Origin of the sequence: Nostoc sp. LEGE 06077, assembly GCF_015207705.1 — a bacterium.
GTDB lineage: Bacteria > Cyanobacteriota > Cyanobacteriia > Cyanobacteriales > Nostocaceae > Nostoc_B.
In genome coordinates this window covers 167,435-181,261 of the sequence record NZ_JADEWI010000006.1, presented here as the reverse complement: position 1 = coordinate 181,261, position 13,827 = coordinate 167,435, and the positions used below count along the sequence as shown (strand labels likewise).

Genomic DNA, 13,827 nt, shown 5'->3' with positions numbered 1-13,827 from the left:
TATTATGCCACTATGAATACGCAACAAAAAGTATGATGAAGTACATAATTGCTAACACGACCCAAAACAAATTCTTCCATACCTGAAAGCCAATGCCGCCGTCCCATTACAATTAAGTCGGCTTGCCAATTTCGCGCAAATTCACAAATGGTTTCGCCAGGTTGACCAACGTGTTGTTTGTATTCTACTTCTACACCTGCTGCTGTTGCTTCTTCTGTATATAAATGCAGCATTTCTAACTTTGGCTGGGAGAATTTATCTAACATTTTTTGGCTATATTTTACGGACTCGCTGTATTTATCTGAATTATAGTAATTTAACAGTTCAGATTTATCTAAATATCCATCTTCTTCAGGACATACAACATTAAATATCATCAAGTTAGCCTTGGTGAGCTTTGCTAGAGAAAGTGCTTTTTCAAAAACACGTTTGCTAACTTTAGAACAATCTATTGCCACTAAAACTTTTTGAAACATAAAAAACTCCTTAGCTTTCGTTAAGTAAACCTAATTTAGATAATTAAATTTGCTTTTGGTATCTCTTGTTTATACAGTTACTCTAACTTTCTAAATTTCATAAGTGCGCTACTAAAGCTGTAGCGCACCACTAACAATTTCACAAGTTTTTTCTACATTTTGAATTTGTTACCTGGATATAAAACTGTTGTATAGCCGAGTTACCAAGGCAGCATATAAAGCTGTTCCTACAGTCCAAAATAGAAGGCCAACAATAAAGCTTCCCCAGGTAATAACCCTAGTAATATTGCTTAAGTCCATGTGCAGGACATAGCTAAAAAAAGCCATTGCTGCTTTTGGTGCTATTGCTACAAACAGAATACAAGCTATATAGACTAAGGCTGTGATTATAGCTGTAGCAAGAGCAAGCGAACGCGTGTTTAGCTTGTTAATAGGGTGCCTGACATTATGTTGATTTTCTCGATGATGACTTTGCGATAGCATAATTCACCTCTGATTAACTGAGTAGAAAGCTTGAATAATTGCAATCGAAAAAATTTAAGTTTTTAATCAATCAGGACTTACGCAAAATATAGCAACAGCCAAGGTGGTTAGGACATCAACAGATGATAAAACGTAGACAGTAAAAGCCTTTTAACTCTGTCACCTGTCAAGAGTCACCTGTCACCTGCTATATCTCTCAAACCCTCATTCCTCCGTGTCCTCTGTGCCTCTGTGGTTCGTTTATTCCATAGCTCGTGCGTAAGTCCTATAAATCAAAAAAATATATATTTATTCCACACGCACAACATCTCTAAGGTCTAGCCAGTTATAACGTCGAATCAACCAAGGCAACACTATAATTACAATCAGTAAAATAATCGAAATAGCAATTCCTAAAGGTGTGCCTACCCTTAATGCTCCTCCCATGTAGGTCAGTAAAAATGTTGAGGGAATCATGCCTAAAAAAGTAGCCAGGGCATATTTAGGAAGAGAAAGACCAGCAATTCCCGCAGCATAGCTAATCAAATCAAAAGAAAATATTGGCAGCATCCGAGTAATAAAAATTACCCAGCTAAGATAGGTCTCTCCTGTGTTTTTCGAGAAATAAATTATCTTACCAGTTAAAGCTTTAATGGCCGATCGCCCCAAAGTTCGACCCAAAAAATAAGCAATTAAACCACCGATAAAACCTCCTATTATGCTGTATATTCCTGCCATGAATGTCCCCCAAATAGTGCCAGCTATAACTGCGAGTGGCGCACTGGGAATAGGACTAATAACTACAGATAAAGCTAAGATACCAATATAGACAAATGGGCCAAGTAACCCTAAATTTTTTACAGTTTCTCTAAATCCTTCTGGTGTTAATATATTTACCTGTGGATTCAGTAACCAATAACAGACGGCTAAACATAGGAGCAAAATTGCCAACGCAAAGGTGTTTTGACAATTAAACAGGATTTTGATTCTTTCCTGTCTTTTCACTTACTTAGTTCTCCCTTTTAGGTATTACTTCTCTTGGTGGTGTCTCCCAGACGAGGAAAAAAAGCTGGTGTATTGCTGGCATAGAGATCGTACTCTGCACCAAATTCTGCTCGCACTTCACGTTCTTCTTGGCGTGCCAGTCGTGTATACATCCACACCAGCACTGGAAACATCAATAATGTGAGAATTGTAGGCCACTGAAGCAAAAAACCAAACATGATACTGATAAAAGCTAGATATTGGGGATGGCGAATTGTTGCATAAGGGCCGGTAGTAGCTAATGTGTGAGAACGCTGGGCTTTGTAAAGAACCTCCCACGCTGATGCTAATAAGATAAACCCACCAAAAATGAGGATGTTACTCAAAATATGCAACAGATTAAAGTGAGGATTGCCTTTCATCCCTAGCATTGTCCACCAGAGATGTCCTACATCATGGGAAAGTAAATCCAACTTTGGATAGCGGCTTTGCAACCAACCTGAAAGCAGGTAAATTGTCAAAGGTATGCCGTACATTTCCGTGAACAAAGCCATGATAAAGGCAGAAAAAGCACCAAAGGCTCGCCAATCACGGGGACTTTTTGGTTTTGTAAAGCTGAAGGCAAAGATGATGAAGACTAAAGAGTTGATAATCACCAAAGACCAAAGACCGTAGGCGGGTGCGTTGTTCATTTCTTATTTCCTGTTGATTGATATTTTTTACCGAGATGAACGATCATTTCCGCCACTGTGTCCGCCGTGTCCACCATGTCCTCCGTGCATAAATAAGTGCATGAATGGGCAGGCTAATAGTAACAAGTAGGGCAGAATTCCAGCTAGATGTGCTAAGTGTTCAGTGATGAGAAAAAATGCAGCAATGGCCAGGAAAATATATAAGGCTATTTTGGCGGGCGATCTCCACCAACTATCTTGACTAGATTGATGATTCATAGAAATTTTCCCCCAATGCAGTTAGCAATTGCAATTCAATTTGTTGACAATTTGAATCCTTTCAACAGTGATGAATTAACAATCACTGACAAGGAACTCAAAGCCATCGCAGCTGCGGCAATAATTGGGTTGAGAAAACCGAAGGCAGCAATGGGAATGCCAATGGTGTTATAAATAAACGCCCAGAATAGATTTTGTTTAATTTTGAGCATCGTGGCACGAGACAGGCGAATCGAAGTCACAACATCCCGCACATCGTTTTTCACCAGAATGATACCGCCTGTTTCCTTGGCAACATCTGCACCAGAACCAATAGCAATACCAATGTCAGCAGTTGCTAGGGCGGGTGCATCATTAACACCGTCTCCCACCATTGCCACAACTTCGCCGCGTCGTTGAATATCTTTGACGACTTGGGCTTTATCACCGGGTAATACTTCAGCAATTACCTTATCGATTCCCAGTTGACGGGCGATCGCTTCGGCAGTATGCTGATTGTCTCCGGTGAGCATCACGACTTTAACTTTTTCCCGTCGCAAAGCAGCGATCGCTTCCTTGGCTTCAGGTTTGATGGTGTCGGCTACTGCCACAATCCCCATTAGCAAACCATTACAACCAACCAGCATGGCTGTTTTACCGTCAGATTCCAAACGAGTCAGTATCTCTTCTGTTGCAGGATTAATTTGATAGCCTTGCTCGCGGAACAAGCGGCGATTACCAAGCAAAATCCTATCTCGATTAATTTCTCCCCGAATCCCATGTCCGGGAATAGCTTCAAAATTATTCACTTTGGGAATATCTAGCATCTGATGTCTGGCTGCTCGCACAATTGCTTCACCCAAAGGATGTTCTGAACCCGCTTCTACAGCCGCCGCCAACCGGAGAATTTCATCGTTTGGGCGTTCTGCCAAAGCTACAATATCCGTTACACTAGGCTCACCACGAGTCAAGGTGCCAGTTTTGTCAAAAATGACAGTCGAGAGCTTTTCTGCCCTTTCTAAAATTTCCCCACCCCGAATTAAAATCCCGGCTTCTGCTCCCTTACCCACACCAACCATCAACGCGGCGGGAGTAGCAATACCCAAAGCACAGGGACAAGAAATAATTAACACAGCAATGAATGCAAGTAAAGCTTGGGGAAAGTTCCCGACAAGTAACCAACCGAGAAATGCCAGTACCGCAATTCCCACCACCGCAGGGACAAAATAGCCCGTGACTTTATCTGCCAACCGTTGGACTTGCGCCGTACTTGCCTGAGCTTCCTCCACAACTTTGATGATTTGAGCCAGAGCAGTTTCAGAGCCGACACGAGTTGCTTGGAAGTTGAATGCTCCTGTTCTGTTCAATGTACCACCAATCACAGTCGCTCCAGCTTGCTTCTCTACTGGTAATGACTCGCCTGTGAGCATTGACTCGTCTACAGATGAAGCTCCATCCAGCACAACTCCATCTGTTGGTACTTTTTCCCCCGGACGGACAATAATGGTTTCGCCTACCATTACTTGCTCTGCCGGAATATCCATCTCCATGCCGTCTCGGATGACTCTAGCGGTAGCAGGTTTTAAATCTAGGAGTTTACGTACTGCTGCCGATGAGTTCTTTTTGATAATTTCTTCCATATACTTGCCTAGTAAAACAAAGGCAATGACGACGGCAGAAACTTCAAAATAAACATCTCGCTCCTCGACTCCGACAGGTAGAGCATTAGGAAAGAAAATCACTGCCACGCTATAGAAATAGGCAACGCTGGTTCCTAGAGCAATCAGGAAATCCATGTTTACATTGCGGCTTTTGATGGCATTCCACGCTCCCACGTAAAATGACCAGCCACCAATGAACTGTACAGGGGTAGCCAGGATAAAAAGCCAGACTCCCCAGGTGAACCAGGGTAGAGCAGAAATCGGCACCCAGCTTAAGATACTTACACCTGCTGCCAGTCCCAAAAATGCAGCCGCTCGCAGAATTGCTAAAAATAGTACCCCCGTCATCGCAATGGTGACGCGAGTCCGCATAGATTTGAGTTCCTTCTCAGGATCTAAAAATGTGTTTAAGCAAGTTTGGCTACAAAAATAGTAAGTGCGTCCACTTCGTTCTGTCTTCAAGGATGTGGCTTTAGGTACTGTCATGCCACAAATAGGATCTTTTGCCATCCCACCTTGGGGTACAATGCTTGCGTGTCTATGTCCGTGATGCTCGTGAGTTCTTGCCATTTTTGAATTAACTCCTTCATCCTGCTGGTTGTGATTCAAAAGTATGCAGGCAAGTCTGGCTGCAAAAATAGTAAGTCTGTCCGTCTCGCTCGGACTTCAATGCTGTAGCCTTTTCTACAGTCATGCCACATATTGGGTCTACAGCAGTCTTGTCACTATCTTGTTGACGCTTGCGTCTAAAAAAATTCCACATAATTGACCTCCTTGAGAGCAGATATCAATCGTGTCAGGTCAAAATCTCTCCGGAATTCAACTTTCTTCGGGGTTGGATTTATACCAAACCTGATACCACTGCTGCATCTGGTTAATTTCAGCCGTTTGAGTTTTAATGATGGACTGAGCTAAGTTACGAATTTCTGGTTTGGTAGCTTTTTTAGTAGCCATCTGCGACATCATTAGAGCCATGCGATGATGAGGAATCATCTGGCGGATAAATTCTTTGTCGAAATCTGGTGCATTTTTCAAGGCTGCCAAATCTACATTCATACCCATCATGTTGCAGTTCATCGGCATTTTCATCATGCCTGGGTTCATCTGTTGGCACATACGCTGATGCATTGCCATCATTTCTTGACGAGTCATGGCTGTTACAGGTACTTCTTTCCCGTACCATGCCTTGTACCAAGATTTCATTTGCTGAATTTCACGGTTTTGGTCGTTTTTAATCGCTGCCGCTAGCTTTTTAATTTCTGGGCGTTGAGCGCGACTTAATGCGATATCAGCCATTTCCATTGCTTGAGTGTGATGAGGAACCATCATTTCAATGAAATGTTGATCCATATTAGTCATCATCCCTCTTTGGGGAGGAGGAGTAGTTTCTGTAGATGGGTGATGAGTATTGTGTTCTGAGTTTGAAACCTGAGCTTGTGCGTTATTTAAAATTACTAATCCAGCGAGCGCACTAGTGCTTAATAGACCAGCCAAGCCATGCAACAATGTTTTTGTTTTCATAACCCCACCTCATTTTAGGAGTTAAAGACAACTTATATTTATGAAATTATCGAGAGATTGTGAGGAACTTGTGAGACAATAAATTTTAAATTAAACTCAATAAAATTGCTCAGACATCAAGTATTATGCAAGTTTTTTTTGGTTTCACTTTTCTTGCAAAAATTAAGTTAATTTTCTTTCCAATCAAATAGCTAAATCGTTTTATCTTCAACAAAAACCTATAATTTAAGATTTACATCTAGAGATGAAAAGAGGATGAAATATTCTTCTTGTACACGTTTCTTTACATAATCAAGGCGATCGCATCCTTACTGGTCTAGTAATAAATGCGATTACCCGAAGGATACTGCTAAAGACAATCGCGCTGTTTGGAGTTTGTTTAACATCCATACTTAATTCAGTGCTTGACCTACACCCACTGCTAGCAATTGGTCACGAGTTGGTTTACCCGTCAGCACTAACACTCCGTTGATAGCGATGGCTGGTACTGATTGAACTCCATAATGTTCAGCTTTCGCTAGATAAGTCTGCTGTTCCTGACTTGAACGCAAATCATAGACTAATACTTCACAATTTGAGCAAGCTAATTCTTGCACTGTACGGACTGTTTCGTCACAAAGAGGACAATTGGCTGTAAATATCTCAATTTGACGTTTTGTCATAATCTCCACCAACAATTACTTTACTAGTATTGTCAACTCTCCTGTTAGGTGGAGATTCAAGTTTATGAATACAATCTTAATAATTTGTATAAATTTCTTTGATATTAATTACAAATTAATTTTCTGCATACAAATTTATAACTATGTTTTGCTTCATAAAAGTTTTTCTCGCGATCTCTTGACTCTCCAGTTAAATGGAGCATTAAAAATTAAATTATTGAGTTGCGAAAAGAAAGGATAACTTTTTGTCCTTTCAATAGTTATACCTGGGAATTTATTTATGACAAGCAGACAACAGTTACATCAGAGATTGACATCAAGTTCTGATTCTAAAGTACCTCACAAAAATCGATTCAGCATTCAATTATTATTGGGAAAATTCTGGAGATGGTTTGTTGACTTCCTCTATAAAGAACCCGAACCAGAAGTTTGGGAACGGCGCGATAGCCAAGGTAATGTCTGGTGGTTTGCCTATGATCCAGCAACAGGTAAATCTGCTTCTTTGGCTTCGGAACAGGAAGTTTTAATTTGGATTGAGCAACTTTATTATCAAAAAACTTTAGGTTCTCACAAACATAGATGGTAAAGCAAAGCCTAAGTTAAATATTGAGTTCTACGGAGATTAAGTATGAGAATAATACTCGATAAATTTTTGGATGATTTTCAAACTTACCAAAAACAAGAATGGACACCTTCAGATATTTCTGATGGATTTAGACCTCAATTTCAAGAAGTCAGCCAACCTTTGAATCATGCGGCTAGGGCGATCGCTCTAGCTTTGATGGAAAGTTCAAGTCCCTTTATTTGGCAGACAAGCGATCGCATGGGAAATATCTGGTGGATTATTGATGATTCACTGAGCGGAAATCGTTTCCAAGCGTTATCTGAAGAGGAAGTTAGTGCTTGGCTTGCACAACATCACTATGCTAAACCTAACTCATCACAAAGTATTTCAAGTGATGTAGACTTTATTATCAAAAAAAATCTAGTTTATAACAAACAGAAAGGCAGAGGTAATACCAATTCTGTATGAAGACACACTCATCTAAAAGAGGAAAAACTTAAACAGGAAGAAATGTAGAGACCTTACGTATAAGGTCTCTACACATATTACACAAATATGCAAAGTGTTGTACATTTAATTTGATAATGTTTGAAATAAATTCTGTAACGCTAACATTTGTTCTTTTAAGCTAACTACTTCCTGACGCATCAGTGGCGGCAGCCTATCGACTTCTCGAAGTTGATATATGTGAGAACGCAAACGCTCATTTAGCGGTTGATAAATTTCCTCTGGACAAGATAAAAGAAACATTGTTAGCAAATAAGTTAAGTTTTTCTCTTGGAGTTGCCACTTTCCTATAACAGAAGTTTCCGAGAAATTTCTATTCAACAGTACGTTTTGAGCAACTGTCCATAAAGGATGCGATTTAATTTCCTCCAATAAACAGCACCATATCTCAAAAAATTCAGTCGATAGGGCATCTTCAGTAATGTAGAGAACAGAAGTTAACTCTAGTGGTAAGTTTATTAATAATACATCCAGTAACACAAATAATGAATCTGGCTGTTCTTGAGCCAGTAAAGTTGGTGCAATATCTTTAAAATAAGGTGCAACTTTCGCCCATTGATGTATATTAATTCCTACATGAAATAAATTTTGACTGGAAATATTCTTATTAGAAATAAGCATATAGCCACGACACTTACCAGTTGCAGTATCAATGGGTTGTAGAGCATTCCATAAAACAGTTAGGGGAACCCAGTGAGGTGGGTATTTAAAACGAGCCACATCTAAAAGCAACACAAGGTCTCGTTCCGGATGGTATCCTCCCACTGGTGAAAAGTGTCCATCCCCAGTTTGTCCTACAACTTGTCGTGAATAAGAAACAACTAAATGTAAACCTTGAGGTAGAAAGGTGGCTTGCTTAACAGCTTCTCGGAACTCTTGTAGGTTGCTTTGGTCGTAACGATAGGGTTGTACTTTAGCTCCATTGCAACGCGCTAAACAGACAAATTCGTCAAAAGTAATGCCTTGATTTTTAACTGCACTCAGTGGTTGGCAACATTCGAGAAATTCTTCACCGTACCATCTCCATACACCTTTCCAAATTCGCCCAGGATCAATTGATAAGGCGTTGAGAATCATGACCAACGTACCTAACCCGCAAAAAGCTGGCTCTGATTGGGTATGAAATTGTTCGGCAAGGGGAAAATAACCCTCCATACCCCCTAATGCGATCGCTTCTTGAAAGATTTGTCGCCCATCAGGGGAAGCAAAAGAAATACTAGGAGGAGGTAAAGGACGACGATAAAATCCTTCAGTATCCATGAACAAAGAAAATCTCAACTATGATGGATTGAATTATTGCAGATATCAGATATATCATTGGTCAGTTATCTGCTTTGTTTAGCATCTAATTGTGTAAGTATAACTGCGGCTAATAAAAGCCCAGTTCCTAATAATCTGGGCGCACTGACGATATGACTCATAACCCCAAATAAACCAAACTGGTCAATGATCAGTGACATCAGCATCTGTCCAAATGCTACAGCCATTGTTGTGTTTGTCAAACCTAATTTAGGAATGCTGAGAGTATTGAGCGTTACGTAAGTTGCTCCCAAAGCACCGCCAAAGAAAGCCCACCAAGGAGCTTGAGACAATTGATTGAGGGATAGTGGGCCGATGACTCCCAGCACCATCAGTAGTGCTAAAGTTGTAAATCCAATAGTGAAATTAACAGTAGCAGCACCGATCGCGGAACGAATTACTTGCATTAATCGAACATTAGCAGCACTACCATAAGCAAGCAGTCCGCCAGCAGAACCAGCACCAGCGATCGCTAGCAAAATTTCCATACTAATACTCCAAACTAAAAATTGTTATTTCAAAGTGAGAAAAAAAACGGCTAAGAGTAATAATGCTCCAGCAATGCGTCGGTTAGGCGTGAGACGACGAGGCTGCACTGAGAGCCATCCAAAATGATCTACCAGCATCCCCATGAAAGATTGACCACTGACAATCAACGCAATTGTGAGCGTAGTTCCCAAGTTAGTTGTCAAGTATGCACTTGAGGTTATGTACCAAGCACCCACCAATCCGCCACAAAAAGCCCACCAAGGTGCTTTGGGTAACGCAGACCAATTTGGTCGTCCGAATTTGCCAGTTAATAGAAGACTTACGAGAACTATAGTGCCTACGAAGTAGGAAATATCTCCAGCTAGAGGGAAAGAACCTATTGACCGAGCTAACTGAGCATTAATTGCTGCTTGAATAGGCAGTACGGCTCCATTAAAGAAAGCAATTAACAGAAAAGGTGAAGGGGGACGAGTTAAGGTTGAAACAGTGGGAGATTTTGAAACAGTGGTTTTTGTTGAGGGTAGATGGATGATGCTCATAGCTGTTAGTCCAGTGAATTACAAGTCCGACGCTGAACTATGCCAGAACAGCTGAAATGGTATAACCATAGGCAAATTTTGCCAATAGCGCATTCCAAAAGCTTTCCGAACTTTAAATCAAGCTGGTTATTGTTTGCTGGAGTTTATCTTCAAATATCTAGTTCACTGGAGAGTCAAGAGACTTGAGCAGAAATTTTTCCCCAGTTCAGTTAATGTATGGGAAATAGCTGCAAAGCTAGTTGAGAAAGGACTTTTTGCCTAGTTCCAATTTTTTTCTTCTACCCCCTTGACACTCCAGTTCACTGGAGCATTCAAGATGAAATCAGTCTTGAACACGACTTGATAATTGGAGCTTTGAAATGGAGAATGCCACACTTAAACTACGCGGTATGAGTTGCGCTTCCTGCGCCAGAAGTATTGAAGATGCGATTAGTTCTGTCCCTGGTGTAAATGAATGTAGTGTGAATTTTGGGGCAGAACAGGCAACAGTTGATTATGACCCCAGAAAAACAGATTTACAAGCTATACAAGAGGCAGTAGATGCAGCAGGTTATTCTGCCTATCCCCTCCAAGAACAAAATCTGATGGCGGGAGAAGATGATGAAGAGAAAAGATATCGCCTGAAAGAATCCCGTGATTTACAACAAAAAGTAACAGTAGGGGGCATCATTAGCATAGTGCTGGTGATTGGCTCACTACCAATGATGACAGGGTTAAACTTGCCCTTCATTCCCACATGGTTGCATAACCCTTGGGTGCAATTAGTTCTGACAACTCCTGTACAGTTCTGGTGTGGTTACTCCTTTTACGTCAATACCTGGAAAGCTTTTAAGCGTCATGCCGCGACAATGGATACCTTAATAGCTTTGGGTACAAGTGCAGCATATTTCTATTCCCTATTCGCTACCTTATTTCCTGGCTTTTTTATTGCTCAGGGATTGATGCCAGATGTGTATTATGAAACTTGTGCTGTCGTCATTACCTTGATTTTACTAGGGCGGCTGTTTGAAAATCGTGCCAAAGGACAAACCTCAGAAGCTATCCGTAAGTTGATTGGTTTGCAGGCGAAAACAGCACGGTTGATTCGGAACGGACGAGAAGTAGATGTACCGATTGAGCAAGTAGAAATTGGTGATGTGGTGCTGGTGCGTCCTGGGGAGAAAATTCCTGTTGATGGCGAAGTAGTTGACGGGACATCTACAGTTGATGAAGCGATGGTGACTGGCGAAAGTGTACCCACCAAAAAGCAACCAGGGGATGAAGTCATCGGCGCAACTATCAACAAAACTGGAAGTTTTAAGTTTCGGGCAACAAGAGTTGGTAAAGATACTGTACTGGCACAAATTGTGCAATTAGTACAACAAGCTCAAGGCTCAAAAGCTCCGATTCAAAGACTAGCAGACCAAGTTACTGGGTGGTTTGTACCTGCGGTAATTGCGATCGCCATTCTTACCTTTATCATTTGGTACAACATCATGGGCAATGTCACCCTAGCGTTGATAACCACAGTTGGGGTGTTAATTATCGCTTGTCCTTGTGCATTGGGTTTAGCTACACCAACTTCCGTTATGGTGGGTACGGGTAAAGGTGCAGAAAACGGCATCTTAATTAAAGGTGCGGAAAGTCTAGAAATAGCACACCAGATTCAAACCATTGTCTTAGACAAAACAGGCACAATTACTCAAGGTAAACCCACAGTTACAGATTTTCTGACAGTTAACGGTACGCTCAACGGTAACGAAATTAAGCTGATACAACTAGCAGCATCCTTAGAACGCAATTCTGAACACCCCTTGGCAGAAGCAGTTGTTCGATATGCCGAATTTCAGCAAGTGCCATTAGCAGATGTCAGAGATTTTGAAGCTGTAGCAGGTAGTGGTGTCCAAGGTATCGTTGCTAACCGACTTGTGCAAATTGGTACACAACGCTGGATGGAAGAATTGAGTATTAACACTCAAGCCTTGCAACAAGACAAAGAACGCTTAGAATACCTGGGTAAAACAGCAGTTTGGTTAGCAATTGACGGCGAAATCAAAGGATTGATGGGGATTGCTGATGCCATTAAACCCACTTCTACCCAGGCTGTGAAAGCATTGCAAAGACTCGGTTTAGAAGTTGTCATGCTCACAGGTGATAACCGCCGCACCGCAGAAAGTATTGCCCGTGAAGTTGGTATTAAAAGAGTCATGGCAGAAGTGCGCCCCGACCAAAAAGCCGCGACAGTGCAAGCAATACAAGCAGAAGGCAAGATTGTAGCGATGGTTGGTGATGGTATCAATGATGCACCAGCTTTAGCTCAAGCCGATGTCGGAATTGCCATTGGCACTGGTACAGATGTGGCGATCGCCGCTAGTGACATCACCTTAATTTCTGGCGATTTACAAGGCATAGTTACAGCAATTCAACTCAGCCGCGCCACAATTCGCAACATTCGCCAAAACTTATTCTTCGCCTTCATCTACAACGTTGCTGGTATTCCCATCGCCGCCGGGATTCTCTTCCCCTTTTTCGGTTGGTTACTCAACCCCATCATCGCCGGTGCAGCAATGGCCTTTAGTTCAGTTTCTGTAGTCACTAATGCACTGCGTTTACGCAACTTCCAACCTAAAACACTTGCATAGAGGAAATAACAATGTTCAATCAAACCATATTTTTCGGAACTTTAGCAGGATTTGGATTTCTGCTGGGAGTGATTTCAGGAATTTTAGTGTAGCTAACAACTTACCCACATGCACTTCGGAGATTTTTCAATGGTAAACAAAACAGCACTCATCGGTAGTATAGCCAGTTTAGGAATTGTATTCTCAATTGTATCTAGTGAAGCAGTCGCACAAAAATCCCACCAAACGCACTCATCGGCAACAGTCCAAACTAATCAATTTCAACGTATCGATCAGCCACTAGGGAACAAAATAGCCGTCACTCTCGGCGGATTAGGACTAATCGGCTTACAACTTTGGTGGTTTTTACTCAGTAAACCTAAGTCTCAAAAAGCAGTTGCAACAGGTGGAAGCGTTCAGGAAGTAAGTGTCATTGTTGATGGGGGATACGATCCCAGTCGAATTGTAGTGCAAGTAGGGAAACCAGTAAGACTGAAATTTGAACGCAAAGATCCCAGCAGTTGCTTAGAAAAAGTCGTGATTCCAGACTTTCACATTGCCGCAGATTTACCGCTTAATCAAGTAACCACTGTGGAATTTACACCCAAACAAGCCGGAACTTATCTCTTTACCTGTGGCATGAATATGTTTCGTGGTGAAATTCAAGCCGAAGCTTCAGACATTCAATCAACAGTCATAAAGGAAGAAAAAACGATGAAAGAACCACAACCCAAATCCTTCAGTTCAATCGATGAGCATGAAACAACTGTAGAGCAAAGAATTCAGAAAACCACCATCAATGTAGATAAGGGATATGCACCGAATCATGTTGTTGTTAAAGTGGGGCAAAGAGTAAAGCTCAACTTTCTGCGCGAAAATCCCAGTAATTGCCTTGCGAAAGTGCTAATTCCTGATTTTGGTATTGCTGCTGATTTACCACTCAATCAATTAACCTCAATTGAGTTCACTCCAGAAAAACCAGGTGAATATGCTTTCACCTGCGGCATGAAGATGTTTCGAGGTGCAATTTCCGTCCAAGCCGCAGACGCTAGTGAAGAAAAGGTGTCCACTCAAATTCATTTCTCATAAAAATGACGGAATGATACTGCTCATGCTTGACTCTCCAGCTAACT

16 protein-coding genes are annotated in these 13,827 nt (G+C 41.4%); 4 read left to right on the top strand and 12 right to left on the bottom strand.

Features of this window, described 5'->3' with window-relative positions; translation table 11 throughout:
* Positions 1 to 2: 2 nt before the first annotated feature.
* The 9 genes from IQ244_RS06750 to IQ244_RS06715 form a co-directional block, all read right to left on the bottom strand.
* Positions 3 to 476, bottom strand: a complete 474-nt coding sequence (locus IQ244_RS06750; protein ID WP_096560752.1) for a universal stress protein — start codon at positions 474 to 476, stop codon at positions 3 to 5.
* A gap of 168 nt (positions 477 to 644) precedes the next feature.
* Positions 645 to 959 carry a DUF5676 family membrane protein gene (locus tag IQ244_RS32385; RefSeq protein ID WP_096560753.1) on the bottom strand — a complete coding sequence of 105 codons (315 nt, stop codon included), beginning with the start codon at positions 957 to 959 and terminating at the stop codon, positions 645 to 647.
* 288 nt (positions 960 to 1,247) lie between these two features.
* A complete protein-coding gene (locus tag IQ244_RS06745) occupies positions 1,248 to 1,943 on the bottom strand; it encodes a TVP38/TMEM64 family protein (protein WP_096560754.1) in 696 nt (231 codons plus the stop codon).
* A 17-nt stretch (positions 1,944 to 1,960) separates the two neighbouring features.
* Entirely contained in the window at positions 1,961 to 2,614 is a 654-nt protein-coding gene (locus tag IQ244_RS06740; RefSeq protein ID WP_096560755.1) for a methyltransferase family protein, read from the bottom strand.
* A gap of 27 nt (positions 2,615 to 2,641) precedes the next feature.
* Positions 2,642 to 2,872, bottom strand: coding sequence for a DUF2933 domain-containing protein (locus IQ244_RS06735; RefSeq protein WP_096560756.1), 231 nt, complete (start codon positions 2,870 to 2,872; stop codon positions 2,642 to 2,644).
* A gap of 35 nt (positions 2,873 to 2,907) precedes the next feature.
* Positions 2,908 to 5,082: a heavy metal translocating P-type ATPase gene (locus tag IQ244_RS06730; protein ID WP_096560757.1), complete on the bottom strand. Its 2,175-nt coding sequence runs from the start codon at positions 5,080 to 5,082 to the stop codon at positions 2,908 to 2,910.
* Between the two features lie 16 nt (positions 5,083 to 5,098).
* Entirely contained in the window at positions 5,099 to 5,275 is a 177-nt protein-coding gene (locus IQ244_RS06725; protein WP_096560758.1) for a YHS domain-containing protein, read from the bottom strand.
* A 56-nt stretch (positions 5,276 to 5,331) separates the two neighbouring features.
* Positions 5,332 to 6,033, bottom strand: coding sequence for a DUF305 domain-containing protein (locus IQ244_RS06720; RefSeq protein WP_193891081.1), 702 nt, complete (start codon positions 6,031 to 6,033; stop codon positions 5,332 to 5,334).
* A 392-nt stretch (positions 6,034 to 6,425) separates the two neighbouring features.
* Positions 6,426 to 6,695: a thioredoxin family protein gene (locus IQ244_RS06715; RefSeq protein ID WP_096560760.1), complete on the bottom strand. Its 270-nt coding sequence runs from the start codon at positions 6,693 to 6,695 to the stop codon at positions 6,426 to 6,428.
* 280 nt (positions 6,696 to 6,975) lie between these two features.
* Between IQ244_RS06715 and IQ244_RS06710 the strand changes: the two genes are divergently transcribed.
* Complete coding sequence (locus tag IQ244_RS06710; protein ID WP_096560761.1) at positions 6,976 to 7,281, top strand: hypothetical protein; 306 nt, start codon at positions 6,976 to 6,978, stop codon at positions 7,279 to 7,281.
* Positions 7,282 to 7,323: 42 nt separating this feature from the next.
* Positions 7,324 to 7,728, top strand: a complete 405-nt coding sequence (locus tag IQ244_RS06705; RefSeq protein ID WP_096560762.1) for a hypothetical protein — start codon at positions 7,324 to 7,326, stop codon at positions 7,726 to 7,728.
* Between the two features lie 105 nt (positions 7,729 to 7,833).
* Here IQ244_RS06705 and IQ244_RS06700 read toward each other — a convergent pair whose 3' ends face one another.
* The 3 genes from IQ244_RS06700 to IQ244_RS06690 form a co-directional block, all read right to left on the bottom strand.
* Positions 7,834 to 9,027, bottom strand: coding sequence for a phytochelatin synthase family protein (locus IQ244_RS06700; protein ID WP_096560763.1), 1,194 nt, complete (start codon positions 9,025 to 9,027; stop codon positions 7,834 to 7,836).
* A 65-nt stretch (positions 9,028 to 9,092) separates the two neighbouring features.
* Positions 9,093 to 9,554, bottom strand: coding sequence for a DMT family transporter (locus tag IQ244_RS06695; RefSeq protein ID WP_096560764.1), 462 nt, complete (start codon positions 9,552 to 9,554; stop codon positions 9,093 to 9,095).
* 24 nt (positions 9,555 to 9,578) lie between these two features.
* Positions 9,579 to 10,094 (bottom strand): DMT family transporter, encoded by a 516-nt coding sequence (locus IQ244_RS06690; protein WP_193891078.1) that lies wholly within the window; start codon positions 10,092 to 10,094, stop codon positions 9,579 to 9,581.
* A gap of 359 nt (positions 10,095 to 10,453) precedes the next feature.
* Here IQ244_RS06690 and IQ244_RS06685 point away from each other — a divergent pair, with 359 nt between their 5' ends.
* Entirely contained in the window at positions 10,454 to 12,715 is a 2,262-nt protein-coding gene (locus IQ244_RS06685; protein ID WP_193891074.1) for a heavy metal translocating P-type ATPase, read from the top strand.
* Between the two features lie 129 nt (positions 12,716 to 12,844).
* A complete protein-coding gene (locus IQ244_RS06680; protein WP_193891071.1) occupies positions 12,845 to 13,783 on the top strand; it encodes a cupredoxin domain-containing protein in 939 nt (312 codons plus the stop codon).
* The last annotated feature ends 44 nt before the right edge of the window (positions 13,784 to 13,827 follow it).

What these genes read in the sequence shown, in the direction of transcription:
- IQ244_RS06750 (WP_096560752.1), bottom strand. Translation starts at nt 476, where the DNA reads ATGTTTCAAAAAGTTTTAGTGGCAATAGATTGTTCTAAAGTTAGCAAA.
- IQ244_RS32385 (WP_096560753.1), bottom strand. Translation starts at nt 959, where the DNA reads ATGCTATCGCAAAGTCATCATCGAGAAAATCAACATAATGTCAGGCAC.
- IQ244_RS06740 (WP_096560755.1), bottom strand. Translation starts at nt 2,614, where the DNA reads ATGAACAACGCACCCGCCTACGGTCTTTGGTCTTTGGTGATTATCAAC.
- IQ244_RS06735 (WP_096560756.1), bottom strand. Translation starts at nt 2,872, where the DNA reads ATGAATCATCAATCTAGTCAAGATAGTTGGTGGAGATCGCCCGCCAAA.
- IQ244_RS06730 (WP_096560757.1), bottom strand. Translation starts at nt 5,082, where the DNA reads ATGGCAAGAACTCACGAGCATCACGGACATAGACACGCAAGCATTGTA.
- IQ244_RS06725 (WP_096560758.1), bottom strand. Translation starts at nt 5,275, where the DNA reads ATGTGGAATTTTTTTAGACGCAAGCGTCAACAAGATAGTGACAAGACT.
- IQ244_RS06720 (WP_193891081.1), bottom strand. Translation starts at nt 6,033, where the DNA reads ATGAAAACAAAAACATTGTTGCATGGCTTGGCTGGTCTATTAAGCACT.
- IQ244_RS06715 (WP_096560760.1), bottom strand. Translation starts at nt 6,695, where the DNA reads ATGACAAAACGTCAAATTGAGATATTTACAGCCAATTGTCCTCTTTGT.
- IQ244_RS06710 (WP_096560761.1), top strand. Translation starts at nt 6,976, where the DNA reads ATGACAAGCAGACAACAGTTACATCAGAGATTGACATCAAGTTCTGAT.
- IQ244_RS06705 (WP_096560762.1), top strand. Translation starts at nt 7,324, where the DNA reads ATGAGAATAATACTCGATAAATTTTTGGATGATTTTCAAACTTACCAA.
- IQ244_RS06700 (WP_096560763.1), bottom strand. Translation starts at nt 9,027, where the DNA reads ATGGATACTGAAGGATTTTATCGTCGTCCTTTACCTCCTCCTAGTATT.
- IQ244_RS06695 (WP_096560764.1), bottom strand. Translation starts at nt 9,554, where the DNA reads ATGGAAATTTTGCTAGCGATCGCTGGTGCTGGTTCTGCTGGCGGACTG.
- IQ244_RS06690 (WP_193891078.1), bottom strand. Translation starts at nt 10,094, where the DNA reads ATGAGCATCATCCATCTACCCTCAACAAAAACCACTGTTTCAAAATCT.
- IQ244_RS06685 (WP_193891074.1), top strand. Translation starts at nt 10,454, where the DNA reads ATGGAGAATGCCACACTTAAACTACGCGGTATGAGTTGCGCTTCCTGC.
- IQ244_RS06680 (WP_193891071.1), top strand. Translation starts at nt 12,845, where the DNA reads ATGGTAAACAAAACAGCACTCATCGGTAGTATAGCCAGTTTAGGAATT.